Genomic DNA, 13,649 nt, shown 5'->3' on the forward strand with positions numbered 1-13,649 from the left:
GCCGCGCCGCGCCGGATTGAACCCGGCCGCGGCAGGAAACCCGGGGCCGGACGCGCGGGTGCGTCGGTGACCGGACCGGCCCGCGCGTTCCGTTCCCCGGCGGGCGCGGTGTGAGGCCGCCGCAACACCGAGGAGGCAGGTCCGTGGTCGAACCGCAGTCAGTGATCGCCCCGCCGGCCAGGTCCGCGCTGTTCCTGGTGTGCGCCATCACCTCCGGCGGCGAGTCCGTCGTCCGCGATCTCCTCCCCGACCTGTCCGGACTGAAGCGCTCAGTGGGTTTCCGAGCGCCGGAGGCGCAGCTCACCTGTGTCACCGGCATCGGCTCCACCGCGTGGGACCGGCTGTTCGCCGGGCCGCGCCCGCGCGACCTGCACCCCTTCGTGCCGCTGACCGGCGCCCGGCACCACGCCCCGGCCACGGCGGGCGATCTCCTGTTCCATCTGCGCTCCCGCCGGATGGACCTCTGCTTCGAGCTGGCGCAGTTGATCGGCGAGCGGCTGCGCGGGGCGGTGACCGTCGTGGACGAGGTGCACGGCTTCAAGTCCTTCGACGAGCGCGATCTGCTGGGCTTCGTGGACGGCACCGAGAATCCGGAGGGCGCCCTCGCCGACGCCGCGGTGTTCGTCGGCGCCGAGGACCCGGACTTCGCCGGCGGCAGCTACGTCGTCGTCCAGAAGTACCTGCACGACCTCACCGCCTGGAAGTCGCTGTCGGTCGAGGAGCAGGAGAAGGTCATCGGCCGGAGCAAGTCGGACAACGTCGAGATGCCGGACGACGTCAAACCCGTCGACTCACACGTCGCCCTGAACACCGTCACCGACGAGGACGGCGACGAGCGCAAGATCGTACGGGACAACATGCCGTTCGGCCGGGTCGGGGACGGGGAGTTCGGCACGTACTTCATCGGTTACGCGCGTACGCCCGAGGTGACCGAACAGATGCTGCGGAACATGTTCCTCGGCGACCGTCCGGGTGTGCACGACCGGATCCTCGACTTCTCCACCGCGGTCACCGGCACCCTCTTCCACGCGCCGAGCGCCGACTTCCTCGACGACCCGCCGGCCGCGCCCTCGGGCGCCGTGGCGCTGGAGGGTTCCCTCGGGATCGGCGGCCTCAAAGGAGCCTGAACCAAGGAGCCCGAACCCATGTCGACGTCCACCCCGTCCTCCGCACCGAGCAACCTGCACCGGGAACTCGCCCCGATCACCGCGCCGGCCTGGGCGCAGATCGAGGACGAGGCCCGCCGTACCTTCCGGCGCAACGTCGGCGGCCGCCGCGCCGTGGACGTGACCGGGCCCGACGGTCCCGCGCTGGCGGCGGTGGGCACCGGCCACCTCACCGGCGTCGAGGCCCCCGCACAGGGGGTGACCGCGCGGCTGCGCGAGGTGCGGTCGCTGGTCGAACTGACGGTTCCCTTCCGGATCACCCGTGACGCCGTGGACGACGTGGAGCGCGGCGCGCAGGACTCCGACTGGCAGCCGGTCAAGGACGCGGTGCGCACCATGGCGTTCGCCGAGGACCGCACCGTCTTCGAGGGATACCCGGCGGCGGGTGTGCACGGCTTGCGCGAACGCACCTCACACCCGGTCGTGACGCTCCCGGACGAGCCCCGTGCGTATCCGGACGCGGTCAGCCGGGCCCTGACGACGCTGCGTCTGGCGGGTGTGGAGGGGCCGTACGCGCTGCTGCTGGGCGCCGACACGTATACGGCGGTGAGCGAGACGTCCGACCACGGCTACCCGGTCGCCGCACACCTCGGGCGGCTGCTGGACGCGCCGCCCCTCTGGGCGCCCGCGCTCGACGGCGCGTTCCTGCTGTCCACCCGGGGCGGTGACTTCGAGCTGCGCCTGGGCGAGGACCTAGCGATCGGCTACAGCGCGCACGACGCGGCCGGGATCGACCTGTATTTCCGGCAGACGCTGACGTTCCTGGTGTACACGGACGAGGCGGTCGTGGCACTGCGGTGACGCAGGTGATGCGCCGGAGGGTATTGCATTTCATTCAACTAAGGGGAACCCTGCATAACTATATGCAGCGGTGCGTGCGCGCTCCTCCTCGCGTCGGACGCGGCTGTCCGGGTGCGTCCCGGGCGGCGCCCCCACGATGTCCAGTGCCTCGAACCGCATCCGACCCGTCGGCCCCGGCCGGCGCGCAGCAGGACGGAGCAGCTCGTGGCACAGGCCATGGTCGAACAGCGTTCCATCGACGTCATCCCCGACGAGGAGCGCCACGGCACGGCGTTCTCGCAATTCACCCTGTGGCTGGGCGCCAATCTCCAGATCACCACGGTCGTCACCGGCGGCCTGGCGGTGGTGTTCGGCGGGGACGTGGTCTGGTCGGTGACCGGCCTGCTGCTCGGCAACCTGCTCGGCGGCGCCGTCATGGCCCTGCACTCGGCACAGGGGCCGCGGCTCGGCCTGCCGCAGATGATCTCCTCGCGGGCGCAGTTCGGGGTGCGCGGGGCGGTCGTGCCGCTGGCCCTGGTGGTCGTGATGTACATCGGGTTCTTCGCCAGCGGCTCGGTGCTCGCCGGACAGGCGGTGGGCAAGCTCACGCATCTCGGGGCGGTGCCGGGCATCATCCTGTTCGCCCTGGTCACCGGGGCGATGGCGACCGTGGGCTACCGCGTGATCCACGCCCTGGGCCGGGTGGCGAGCGTGGTGTGCGCGCTCGCCTTCGTCTATCTCGGGATACGGCTGCTGGACCGGGTGGACCTCGCGGACATGGCGCATCAACACCACTTCTCGCTGCCGATGTTCCTGCTGGCCGTCTCCCTCTCGGCGTCCTGGCAACTGGCGTTCGGCCCCTACGTCGCCGACTACTCCCGTTACCTGCCCCGCACCACGTCCGCCCGCGCCACCTTCGGCTGGACGCTGGCCGGCACCGTGCTGGGCGCCCAGTGGTCGATGACCTTCGGTGTGCTGGTGGCGGCCACCGCCGGGGCGGCCTTCGTGGACGACCAGGTCGGCTACGTGGTCGGCCTGGGCGGCGCGGGGCTGATCGCCTCGTTCCTCTACTTCGTCATCGCGCTGGGCAAGCTCACGGTGAACGTGCTCAACACCTACGGCGGGTTCATGTCCATCGTGACCAGTGTGAGCGGCTTCCGCGGTCAGCGCGTTCTGTCCGGGCGCGCCCGCACCGCCTACATCGCGGGCATCATGGCCGCGGGCACGGCGGTGGCGCTCGCCGGGCGGAACTCCTTCCTGGACGCCTTCGCCGACTTCCTGCTGTTCCTGTTGACGTTCTTCACCCCGTGGTCGGCGATCAACCTGGTGGACTACTACCTGATCTCCCGGGAGCGCTACGACCTGGCCGCACTGAGCGACCCGAACGGCCGCTACGGCGGCTGGCGCTGGACCGCGCTGCTGGTCTACGGCGTCGGTGTCGCCGTCCAGCTCCCGTTCCTGTCCACCAGCTTCTACACCGGCCCGCTGGTCGCCCCGCTGGGCGGCGCCGACATCTCCTGGATCGTCGGTCTGGTCGTGCCCGCGGTGCTCTACGGCGTGTTGGGCGCCCGCCGGGCCCGGTCGGCGCCGACCGGTCCGGCCGCCTTGCCGGGCACCGCGCCCGAGGCGTGCGCGCCGGGAGCGCCGCTCGGCCGGGACGCCGGGTGAGGTCGCGCGAGGAGTGAGCGGCGGGACGGCCGTCAACGCGCGATCCCGGAGACACCCTTCCCGATGACCCGGTCGACGGGTTCGACCCGGTCGACGCGGTGGGCGTCCGGAACGCAGAGGTTCAGGGCGGCCGTGGCCACGATCAGGACGGCGCAGGCCAGGAGCACGGTCCGGGTGTCCCAGGTGTGCGCCGCGAGGGCGGTGACGAGGTAGCCGAGGGGAAGGGCGAGACGCTCCCCGATGCCGTTCAGCGCGCCCATCCGGCCCTGTTCGGCCGCGGGCACGTGCTGCTGGAACGCGGTGCTCCAGGCGACGATCGAGATGTCGAGCCCGATCCCCGCGAGCAGCGTGGCCGCCAGGACGACGGGCAGCGGCAGTCCCCCTCCCATGGCGGCCAGGGGCAGCGCCAGCGCACCGCTCGTGACGATCGCGCAGACGAGCAGACGGCGGGGCTTCCAGCGCAGGCACACCAGCGTCCCGGCCAGCAGTCCGCAGGCCAGGGCCGCCTGGATCACACCCCAGTCGCGGGCCCCGGCGTAGCGCTCGGCGGCGACGAGCGGGCCGAGCAGCTGGAAGCCGGCCAGCCAGGCCGCGACGAGCACGGTCCCGGCGGCCGTGTAGGTCCACAGCCAGGTGCGGGCCCAGAAGCCGGACCAGCCCGCCCGCAGATCGGCGAGCACACCGACGGTGGCGGCCATCGGCGCGTCCAGGCGCAGGCCGAGGAGCAGGAAGGCGGCGACGGCGAAGGTGGCCGCGTCCCAGGCGAGGGTCCAGGCCGCGCCGCCGGCGGCGACGACCAGTCCCGCGGCGGCCGGTCCCAGCACCTTGACCGCGTTGGCCGGCAGCCGCAGCAGCGCGTTGGCCCGTTGCAGGTGTTCCACGGGGACGATCTGGGCGACGGCGCCCTGCGCGGCAGGCGCGGTGAACGACGCGGCCGTCCCGGAGGCGAGGCCGCACAGCGCGATGGACGTCGTCGTCGCCTGACCGGTGGCCACGGTGACCGCGAGCACGCCCTGCGCGGCCGCCGCCAGCAGATTGCCGAGGAACAGGATCCGGCTGCGCGGGAGACGGTCCGCGAAGACGCCGCCCACCAGCAGGAACACGATCACCGGGAGGGTGTTCGTGGCGAGTACCAGGCCGAGGGAGCCGGCGCCTCCGCCCTGCTCGATGACGGAGTAGGCCAGTGCGAGCGGGGCCATCGTGGTCCCGGTCGCGGAAACGAGGTTGGCCACCACGAACCGCCGGAAGGCCGCCACTTCGAGCGGTGTGCTGATGATCGTCGGTGTCTCGGCGGCGGTCTTCATGATCTCCCTCGGCTCGGCGCAGCGAGCACCTTAACCGCTGGTCGCCGGGCGGCGGACGCCGGGCACCGGGCAGCGGGCGGCGGAGACCGCCGGGGCCCGGCGTCCGCACGTGGCCGGTCGTCGACCGCTCCTCCCCGGCCGGGGCACCACGGAGGCCGGCGGTCGGGCTGGACCGCGAGGTGGACGTGCCCGGGTTCGCCCCGGTCGCCGGAGGGCGGGCACCGCACTCCGTCCGCCGACGGCCGTCACGGACGTTGATCAACAGCGCAACGTGACATTGTATGCTCGGAGGTCTCGGGACGGCGCCCACGGAGGAACGAGGATGCCTCATCTGGAACCGCGGACGATCTCCGTTCCGGCGCATCTGCGTGATCAGGTCGCCGACGCGCTCCGCGCCGCCCTCGTCGCCGGCGAACTGCGCCCCGGTGTCGTCTACTCCGCGCCCGCCCTGGCAGCCGAACTGGGCGTGTCGGCGACCCCGGTCCGCGAGGCGATGCTGGACCTGGCCCGGGCAGGTCTGGTCGAGGCGGTCCGCAACAAGGGTTTCCGGATCACCGAGATGACCGACCGGGACCTCGACGAGTTCACCGAACTGCGCACCCTGATCGAGGTCCCGACCGTGGGCCGGGTCACCGAGACGGCCGGCGGCGAGCAGTTGGAGGCCCTGCGGCCGCTGGCCCGGCGGATCGTGACGGCGGCCCGGAAGGGCGACGTGCTCGCGTACCTGGAGGCGGATCACCGCTTCCACCTGGAACTGCTGGGCCTGGCCGGCAACACCCGCCTCGTGGAGGTGGTGGCCGACCTGCGCAAGCGGTCGCGGCTGTACGGTCTCGGCAGCCTCAAAGAGACGGGGCGCCTGGTCTCCTCCGCCCAGGAGCACGTCGAACTGCTCGATCTGATGCTGGCCGGTGAGGCGCGGGCGGCCGAGGACTGCATGCGACGCCACCTCGCCCACATCCGCACCCTGTGGGCGGACGGCCGCCCGGACCCGGCCCCCGAGGACGAACAGCCCCCGGCCCTCCCCCCAGCCGTCCGTCCGGGCGGCCACCGCTAGGCGGTCTCGCTCGGCCGGCGCGGGCGAGCGGGACGGCGCCACCGCCTGATCGAGTGGGGACAGGCGCCGCGCACCGGGGCGGCGCTTCACGGCCGCGGTGCCGTCACGTGCGATCCGGCTCGGGCATCGGGCCGTTCACGCGAGATTCAGGCGCGATTCAGGCGCGATCAGACCGTTCGCGTACGGCCTGATATGTCCCCGCTGCGGTGAACGCGTCGGTGATCGGCGCGATGAGCGAGGCGAAGCGGCGGGCGCCCGCGTTGCCGATCGGCGCCCACGGCGCGGCGCAGTGCTCGTCCGTCTCCACCTCGATGCGCTCGCGTGCCGCGCTGCCGGCGTCGGTGACCGCGCCGTCGGAGTCGAGCCAGCCGCGCGCGACGAGGCGTTCCGTCGCCGCGCTCCACTCCGCGTCGTCCCACTGCCGGGTCGCTCGCGCGAGGGCCGTGGGAAGGCTTCCGGTCGCGGTGTGCAGGACGAGGCAGTCGCACGGCCCGAGACCGTCGTCGGCGAGCACGACGAGATGTGCGTCGCCGCGCCACTCTCGCGCCACCGTGATCTGCTGCCAGAGGGCGACGAGCGGATCGGGGGGAAGCGCGACCGAGGCGTTCGCGGCGGCCAGCACCTTGCCGGCGTAGTCGGCGCCGGCGACGACCGGGTCGATCAGCGAGCGCGCCTCGGCGATCCGGTCGCCGGTGAGCGGTACGCCGACGCGCCGCATCGCCCGTCCGGCGGCCAGGAAGCGGGCGGCCCGCCACCGCTCGGGCGGCGCGGCGTCCCATACGCCCGCCATGGCCCGCACGGCCCGCGGGCTGAAGTTGTAGAAGGCCGCGAGCGTGACGTGCCACGGAACCGCGCCCATCGCGGCCGACCGGAAGGCCAGATAGGCCGGCCCCGGGTCGGTCACGCCGAGTTCGGCCGCCTCCTCGGCGGTCTCGGGGACGAGATAGATGAACAGGTGGGCGGCGGTGACGGCGCGGCTGACGGCGCGGACGGCGTCCAGGTCCATCGGGCCGTCACCGGGACGGACGGAGACGAGGCGGACGGAGTCGGGACGGGCGGAGTCGGGGCGGGCGGAGTCGGGATGGGTGTGCGGGTGCATGGCGATGGTGTCTCCAGGGAGTCGGGGCGCCGTCAGGCGGGTGTCTCGGCAGTGACGGTCAGCACCGCGCGTCCGAGGGTGTGACCGGCCATGGTGAAGCCGAGGACGGCCGGTGTGGCGTCGGCGGGGACGCCGGTCGAGGGGATGTCGAGGGCGTGGACCACGACGAAGTAACGGTGCGGACCGTGTCCGGCCGGCGGGGCGGCGCCGATGTAGCGGGCCGCGCGGGCGTCGTTGGGCAACTGGTAGGCCCCGTCGGGCAGTTGTGAGCCGGTGTCGTCGCCGGCGCCCTCGGGGAGTGCGGTGACGGTGGCGGGGATGTCGGTGACCGCCCAGTGCCAGAACCCGGACCCGGTGGGGGCGTCGGGGTCGTAGACGGTGACGGCGTAGCTCTTGGTGCCCTCCGGGGCGCCGCTCCAGGACAGCTGCGGGGACGTGTCCTTCCCGCCGGGCAGGCCGGAGGAGTGCTGCGCGGGCGGCCAGGCGGCACCGTCGTCGACGGTGGTGCTGGTGACGGTGAAGGAAGCCGCCTGAGGGAGGCGGGCGAAGGGGTCGTTGACGGGCACAGCGGTCGCTCCTGTCCGGACGATGACGTCCTCCATCGGGTGATGAATCGACTCTAGCATCAATAATCGATTATCTAAGGGATCGTCTATCCGATCGACTAGGATGAGCCCATGACTCAGACGGCGCACTCCTCGACCCCGCCGGGGAAGCAGATGCTCTCGGAGCAGGTCTACGCACACCTGCGGGACGCGATCATGCGCGGGGACCATGCCCCCGGCGCCCCCCTCAAGCCGCAGGATCTCGCCAAGGAACAGGGCGTGAGCCTCGCCGTGGTGCGCGAGGCGCTCGTACGGGTGGTCGGCGAAGGGCTCGCCGACCGGCTGCCCAACCGCGGTTTCGCGGTCCCGTCCTTCTCCGACCGCCGCTGGCAGGAGATCGCGGAGGCCCGCCGGGCCGTGGAACCGGTCATCCTGCGCATGTCGATCGAGCGCGGCGATGTCGACTGGGAGGCCCGTGTGCGGGCCTCCCACCATCGCCTGGTGCGCACTCCGGCGTACGCGCCGGAGGAGGGCGAGCACTACACCGGCGCGTGGGCCGAGGCCCACCGAGCCTTCCACCGCACGTTGCTGGAGGCGTGCGGCAATCGCGCGCTGCTGGAGACGTTCGACCGGCTGTGGACCGCGAGCGAGCTGGCCCGCCGCTGGTCGGCGCACCGCGACCCCGGCCGGGACGGCGCCGAGGAGCACCGCAGGCTCGAAGAGGCGGCGTTGGCCCGCGACGCCGACACCGCGGCCGAGATCCTGGTCCGGCACCTCACCTTGACCGCGGCCGCCCTGACCGGGGATCCGGGTCAGGCGCTCTAGCCGAGGCGGTCTCGTCCGGAATCCCCGCCCTCGCCAAGGCGGTTGACGCAGCGCCCGACGGCATCGCGCTGCTCGCGGGTCTCCTGGTCGTCAGCACGCGGACGGGAACCGGTCTCGGCCCGGAACCCAAGTTCTGCTTATGATTCGACGCGTGTTCGATTCACGGCACATCAGGACCTTCCACGCGGTGGTGCGGGCCGGGACGTACTCGGGCGCCGCCTCGGCGCTCGGCTACACGCAGCCGGCGGTGACCCAGCAGATGAAGGCGCTGGAACGCTCCGTGGGCAGCCCGCTGTTCATCCGGGTGGGCCGGCGGATGCGGCTGACGGAGGCCGGCGAGACACTCGCCCGGCACGCGGAGGCCATCCTCGACAGCCTGTCCGTGGCCGAGGAGCAGGTCACGGCGATCACCAGACTGCACAGCGGCCGGGTACGGGTGTGCGCCTTCCCCAGCGCCAGCGCGACCCTCGTCCCCGAGGCCCTGGCCCACCTCGCCGCCGACCACCCGGGGATACGGGTGAAACTCCTGGAGGACGAACCACCCGACTCGCTCCACCGCCTGGCGCGCGGCGAGTGCGACGTCACGCTCGCCTTCACCTACCCCGGGCTGCGCGAGACGGTGCCGGACGAGGTGGTGGAGGTCCCGCTGCTGGAGGACCAGCTCACGGTGCTGATGCCGGTCGGCCATCCGCAGGTCCGGCGACGGGCGGTGCGGCTCGCCGACTTCGCCGGGGAACGCTGGATCGCCGGGTGCGCCCGCTGCCGTACCCATTTCCTGCACGAGTGCGCCGAGTTGGGCTTCGCGCCCGACATCGCCTTCACCACCGACGACGGCCTCGTCGTGCAGTCCCTGGTCGCCGAGGGCCTGGGCGTCGCCCTGATGCCCAGCCTGGTGCTCTCCTTCCTGCGGCTCGACCGGGTCGCCGGCCGCGCCCTGGAGCCGGCCGTACGCCGCCGGATCTCGGCGTACGTGCTCCGCGAGCACCTGCGGATACCGGCGACCGCCCTGGTGGTCGAGACGATCAGGGCGGCGGCCGAACGCCGCGTCGGCTGCTGATCCACTCGCGTGCGAGGGCCCCCGGAGACCGCCGTCTCGCCGCGCTTCCATAAGCACAGCTTGGGCTGAACCGAAGAAACCGTCGTTGGACGCACGGGTACCGCGGGCCGGACGCTGTCGGCATGACCACTTCCCAGGCCCGGACGCGTACGACGGTGACCACTCGCCTCGACCGTCTCGTCCACGAGGTGAGAGAGACCGTCGCGCGCCGCCTGCCACCCGAGCGCACCGCACACCTGGTCGGCGAGCGCCTCGCGCCGCACCTCGGCGCCGCCGACCTGCTGACCGACCGGCAGCGCGAGGGCGACCCCGGCCACTACCGCCAGCACGTCCTGCACGCGGAGCCGGACGGCGGTTTCTCGATCGTCTCCCTGGTGTGGCTGCCGGGCCAGCGGACCACCGTCCACGACCACGTCTCCTGGTGCGTCACCGGAGTCCACGAGGGCCGCGAACACGAACGCCGCTACGCGCTGATGCCCGGCGCCGACGGTCCCCGGCTCGTCGCCACCCGGGACGTGGTCAACGAGCGGGGCCAGGTGTGCGGCTTCGCACCGCCCGGCGACATCCACCGGGTCTGGAACGCGGGCGGGGACAAGGCGATCTCCCTGCACGTCTACGGCGCCGACATCACCCGCCTGGGCACCAGCGTCCGCCGCACCTACGAACCGCCGGCCGGCGAACGGTGACCGACCGCGCCACGGTGACCGGCCACGGCACGGCGACGACCGGCCGCACCACGACGACCGACCACAGCACGCCGACCGGCCGCACCACGACGACCGACCACGGCACGGTGACCGGCCGACCGGTCCGCACCCGGTCCGGGCCTGACGCCCCGACGCTCCTCCGCGCCCCGGAACCGCCCGCGGCGGGCGCCGTCCGCGGCAAGCTCCCCGGCCTGGCGGTGGCCGCCGCCGGGGTCGCGCTGGCGTGGACGGCGCACCGGGTGCTGCCCGCGGTGCCCATGCTCACCGCCGCCATCGTGCTCGGCGTCGCCGCCGCACACCTGCCGGGGTCGCGCGCCACCGTACGGGGTGTGGCGCGCCCCGGGCTCAGCTTCGCCGGCAAACGGCTCATGCGGGCCGGTGTCGTGCTCCTCGGGCTGAGCGTCGGCCTCGGCGACGTGCTGGGCCTCGGCTGGGAGACGGTCGTCATGGTGCTGTGCACCGTCGCCGCGACGTTCGGCGGCACGGTGTGGCTCGGCCGCCGTATGGGTCTGCCCGGCGACCAGCCGTTGCTGATCGCGACCGGCTACGCCATCTGCGGCGCCTCCGCCATCGGCGCCATGAGCGACGTGTCGGACAGCGAGGAGGAGGACGTGGCCACCGCGGTGGCGGTGGTGACCCTGTGCGGCACCCTCGCGATCGTCGTACTGCCGCTGTTGCAGGCGCCGTTGGGGCTGGACGCCACGCAGTTCGGGCGCTGGGTGGGGGCGGGGGTGCACGACGTGGGCCAGGTGGTGGCGACCGCGCAGACCGGCGGGCCGACCGCCCTGCGCGAAGCGGTCCTCGTCAAACTGATCCGGGTGGCGATGCTCGCACCGCTCGTCGCGGCGGTGGGCCTCTCCCTGCGCCGCCGCCGGGCGGGCGGTGCCGCGCACGCGTCGCCGGACGGCGCGCGCGGTGCCCGGCGGGCGCCGGTCGTCCCCCTCTTCGTCGCCGGTTTCCTCGCCATGACGGCGCTGCGCTCCACCGGCCTGCTCCCGCAGTCCGCCCTCACCGCCGCCCATCAGGCACAGGAACTGCTGCTCGCCGCGGCCCTCGTGGGGCTGGGCAGCGCCGTCCACCTGCCGTCCCTGGTGCGCGACGGGGGCCGGGTCGCGGTCCTCGGCCTGTGCTCCTGGCTGGTCATCGCGGGCGTCTCGTACGGGGGCGTCCTGCTGACGGCGTGAGCCGGGCCGGAAATCCGGACCGGCGTCACACCCTGGGCGCCGCCATGAAGCGCGCCGTCACATCACGCCCGGGTCGTCGACGACCCGGGCCGTCACTTCAGACAGCCCGGCTTCGGGAAAGGCGTCGTGGTGGCGGGGTGGCCGCCGCCTTCCATGTTGGTGACGAGGACGGGCGCCGGGCCGTTCGCGCCGTTGACGCGGGCGACGAATCCGGCGCTCTCGGGCAGGGCCGGGTGGGCGCGGTTGACGACGCCGCCGAAGCGGGTGCCGTCGCCGGCGTCCTTGAAGAAGGCCTGCGGACCCGTGGGGCCGTTGCTGAGCACGGCCATCGTGCCGGCCCCGATGGATGCCTCCTTGATGACGGTGCAGCCCCGTGCGTCGGCGGTGCCCGCCTTGGGCAGCGCGTAGGTCCTGGTGACGCCCGCGGCGGTGCGCACCCGCAGCGTGGGGGCGGAGCCGGTGACGCCGGTCAGTTCCAGCGACCGGCCGCCCTGCCGTGCCGTGCGGGTGGTGGAGTCCAGCTTGGCGAGGACGCGGTACATGTACGCGTCACCCGGCTTCCAGTGCGGCCCCACGGCGCGGATCCACGCCTCCGGGCCGCCGGCCCGGGGGTCGTTGCGCAGGACGGCGGCCATGCCCCCGCCGATGGCCACGGCCTTGCCCGCGTAGCGGGCCCCCGGGTCGGTGCCGGCGACGCGGGAGACGGTTCGAGCGGGGCCGGCCGGGGCCGCCGCCGCGGGCAGGACGGCGGTGGCCCCGAGGGCCCCGGCGAGCAGCACGGTGGCGGCGGTCAGGACACTGCGGCGGGCGAAGGTGATGGGCATCAAAAACTCCTGTGTGCGGCCGTGGAGAAAAGGGTCTTGATGCCGCCGCTCATCGAAATCGTGGTGCTCGCTGACCGATGAGACCGGGGGGTGGCGACTGAGGGTAATTCAAGTACAGGAAATCGACGGCGGGTTCTCGGGAGTGTCACAGGAGGTCGACAGCGAGGGAATACGTGTTCGCACATCCCCCTGGGTCGTGGCGCCGCGACACCGGCGGCCCGCCCCGCGGGGCGGGCCGTCCGTGCGCCGTCAGCGGCCGGCGAGGAGTTCCAGGGTGTCGATCACGCGGTGGGAGAAACCCCACTCGTTGTCGTACCAGGCGACCACCTTGACGTGCCGGCCGTCGACGCGGGTGAGGGCCGAGTCGAAGATCGAGGAGGCCGGGTTGCCGGTGATGTCGGAGGACACCAGCGGGTCCTCCGAGTACTCCAGAACGCCCGCGAGCGGCCCCTCGGCCGCGGCGCGGTACGCCGCCAGCACGTCCTCGCGCGTCACGTCGCGGGCGACGGTCGTGTTCAGCTCCACGATGGAGCCGACCGGGACCGGTACGCGGATCGAGTCGCCGGACAGCTTACCGTCCAGGTTCGGCAGCACCAGGCCGATCGCCTTCGCGGCGCCGGTCGTGGTCGGCACGATGTTGACGCCGGCGGCGCGGGCACGGCGGGCGTCGCGGTGCGGACCGTCCTGGAGGTTCTGCTCCTGCGTGTAGGCGTGCACGGTGGTCATGAACCCGTGCTCGATGCCCGCGAGCCGGTCCAGGACCGCGGCCAGCGGCGCGAGGGCGTTGGTCGTGCAGGAGGCGTTCGAGATCACCGTGTGCAGCGCGGGGTCGTAGGCGTCGGTGTTGACGCCGTACGCGAGCGTGACGTCCGCGCCGTCCGAGGGCGCGCTGACGAGCACCTTGGCCGCGCCCGCGTCGAGGTGGGCGCGGGCGGCCTTCGCCGAGGTGAAGCGGCCGGTCGACTCCAGGGCGACGTCGACGCCCAGCTCGGTCCAGGGCAGTCGCGCCGGCTCGCGCTCGGCGAGCACCTTGATCCGGCGGCCGTCGACGACGAGGGTGTCGCCGTCGACGCTCACCGGGCGGCCGAGCCGGCCCGCCGTGCTGTCGTAGGCGAGCAGCCGCGCGAGGGTCGCGGGCTCGGTGAGGTCGTTGACGGCGACGATCTCCAGTTCGCTGTCGCGCTCCAGCAGCGCGCGCAGCACGTTGCGTCCGATGCGGCCGAATCCGTTGATGGCGATGCGGGTCATGAGTGGGGTCCCTTCTGGCTGGTCACCCCCAAGATCGCGCGCCGCGCCGGTCCGGGACAGCGGCGTGAGTGCCACGGTCCGCAAGGATCTCGCCAGTCACACGTCCGCCATCGCGTCCGCCGTCACGACCACCACCGCAACCACCGCAACCACCGCGGGACACGCCGCACAGCCCTCCCGCCGTACAC

General features: G+C 73.2%; 13 protein-coding genes. 8 read left to right on the top strand and 5 right to left on the bottom strand.

All coding sequences use genetic code 11. The features are described from left to right. The first annotated feature begins 143 nt into the window (after nt 1-143). The 3 genes from ABEB07_RS00810 (at nt 144) to ABEB07_RS00820 (ending at nt 3,614) form a co-directional block, all read left to right on the top strand. Complete coding sequence (locus ABEB07_RS00810) at nt 144-1,127, top strand: Dyp-type peroxidase (protein ID WP_345666561.1); 984 nt, start codon at nt 144-146, stop codon at nt 1,125-1,127. 18 nt (nt 1,128-1,145) lie between these two features. Further along, nucleotides 1,146-1,967 carry a family 1 encapsulin nanocompartment shell protein gene (locus ABEB07_RS00815; protein WP_345666562.1) on the top strand — a complete coding sequence of 274 codons (822 nt, stop codon included), beginning with the start codon at nt 1,146-1,148 and terminating at the stop codon, nt 1,965-1,967. A 216-nt stretch (nt 1,968-2,183) separates the two neighbouring features. Next, on the top strand, nt 2,184-3,614 hold the full coding sequence (locus ABEB07_RS00820) for a purine-cytosine permease family protein (protein ID WP_345666642.1): 1,431 nt from the start codon (nt 2,184-2,186) through the stop codon (nt 3,612-3,614). Between the two features lie 32 nt (nt 3,615-3,646). Here the strand turns inward: ABEB07_RS00820 and ABEB07_RS00825 are convergent, their stop codons facing one another. Continuing rightward, the gene (locus ABEB07_RS00825; protein WP_345666563.1) at nt 3,647-4,918 is read right to left on the bottom strand and encodes an MFS transporter; all 1,272 of its coding nucleotides are present in this window, start codon (nt 4,916-4,918) and stop codon (nt 3,647-3,649) included. A gap of 322 nt (nt 4,919-5,240) precedes the next feature. Here ABEB07_RS00825 and ABEB07_RS00830 point away from each other — a divergent pair, with 322 nt between their 5' ends. After that, nucleotides 5,241-5,972 carry a GntR family transcriptional regulator gene (locus ABEB07_RS00830; protein WP_345666564.1) on the top strand — a complete coding sequence of 244 codons (732 nt, stop codon included), beginning with the start codon at nt 5,241-5,243 and terminating at the stop codon, nt 5,970-5,972. Nucleotides 5,973-6,129: 157 nt separating this feature from the next. Here ABEB07_RS00830 and ABEB07_RS00835 read toward each other — a convergent pair whose 3' ends face one another. Continuing rightward, nucleotides 6,130-6,978, bottom strand: coding sequence for an SCO6745 family protein (locus ABEB07_RS00835; protein WP_345666643.1), 849 nt, complete (start codon nt 6,976-6,978; stop codon nt 6,130-6,132). Between the two features lie 125 nt (nt 6,979-7,103). Beyond that, a complete protein-coding gene (locus tag ABEB07_RS00840; RefSeq protein ID WP_345666565.1) occupies nt 7,104-7,637 on the bottom strand; it encodes a YbhB/YbcL family Raf kinase inhibitor-like protein in 534 nt (177 codons plus the stop codon). 111 nt (nt 7,638-7,748) lie between these two features. On the opposite strand from ABEB07_RS00840, the gene ABEB07_RS00845 reads away from it, so the two are divergent. The 4 genes from ABEB07_RS00845 (at nt 7,749) to ABEB07_RS00860 (ending at nt 11,389) form a co-directional block, all read left to right on the top strand. Further along, entirely contained in the window at nt 7,749-8,441 is a 693-nt protein-coding gene (locus tag ABEB07_RS00845) for a GntR family transcriptional regulator (RefSeq protein WP_345666566.1), read from the top strand. A 151-nt stretch (nt 8,442-8,592) separates the two neighbouring features. After that, a complete protein-coding gene (locus ABEB07_RS00850) occupies nt 8,593-9,498 on the top strand; it encodes a LysR family transcriptional regulator (protein ID WP_345666567.1) in 906 nt (301 codons plus the stop codon). A gap of 122 nt (nt 9,499-9,620) precedes the next feature. Next, nucleotides 9,621-10,184 carry a cysteine dioxygenase family protein gene (locus ABEB07_RS00855; RefSeq protein ID WP_345666568.1) on the top strand — a complete coding sequence of 188 codons (564 nt, stop codon included), beginning with the start codon at nt 9,621-9,623 and terminating at the stop codon, nt 10,182-10,184. 218 nt (nt 10,185-10,402) lie between these two features. After that, on the top strand, nt 10,403-11,389 hold the full coding sequence (locus ABEB07_RS00860) for a YeiH family protein (protein WP_425588932.1): 987 nt from the start codon (nt 10,403-10,405) through the stop codon (nt 11,387-11,389). A gap of 92 nt (nt 11,390-11,481) precedes the next feature. Here the strand turns inward: ABEB07_RS00860 and ABEB07_RS00865 are convergent, their stop codons facing one another. Both ABEB07_RS00865 and gap read right to left on the bottom strand, forming a co-directional pair. Continuing rightward, nucleotides 11,482-12,213: a hypothetical protein gene (locus tag ABEB07_RS00865; protein WP_345666570.1), complete on the bottom strand. Its 732-nt coding sequence runs from the start codon at nt 12,211-12,213 to the stop codon at nt 11,482-11,484. 249 nt (nt 12,214-12,462) lie between these two features. Next, complete coding sequence (gap, locus tag ABEB07_RS00870; RefSeq protein WP_164585838.1) at nt 12,463-13,461, bottom strand: type I glyceraldehyde-3-phosphate dehydrogenase; 999 nt, start codon at nt 13,459-13,461, stop codon at nt 12,463-12,465. Nucleotides 13,462-13,649 lie beyond the last annotated feature (188 nt).

Origin of the sequence: Streptomyces similanensis (assembly GCF_039543625.1) — a bacterium.
Taxonomy (GTDB): domain Bacteria; phylum Actinomycetota; class Actinomycetes; order Streptomycetales; family Streptomycetaceae; genus Streptomyces; species Streptomyces similanensis.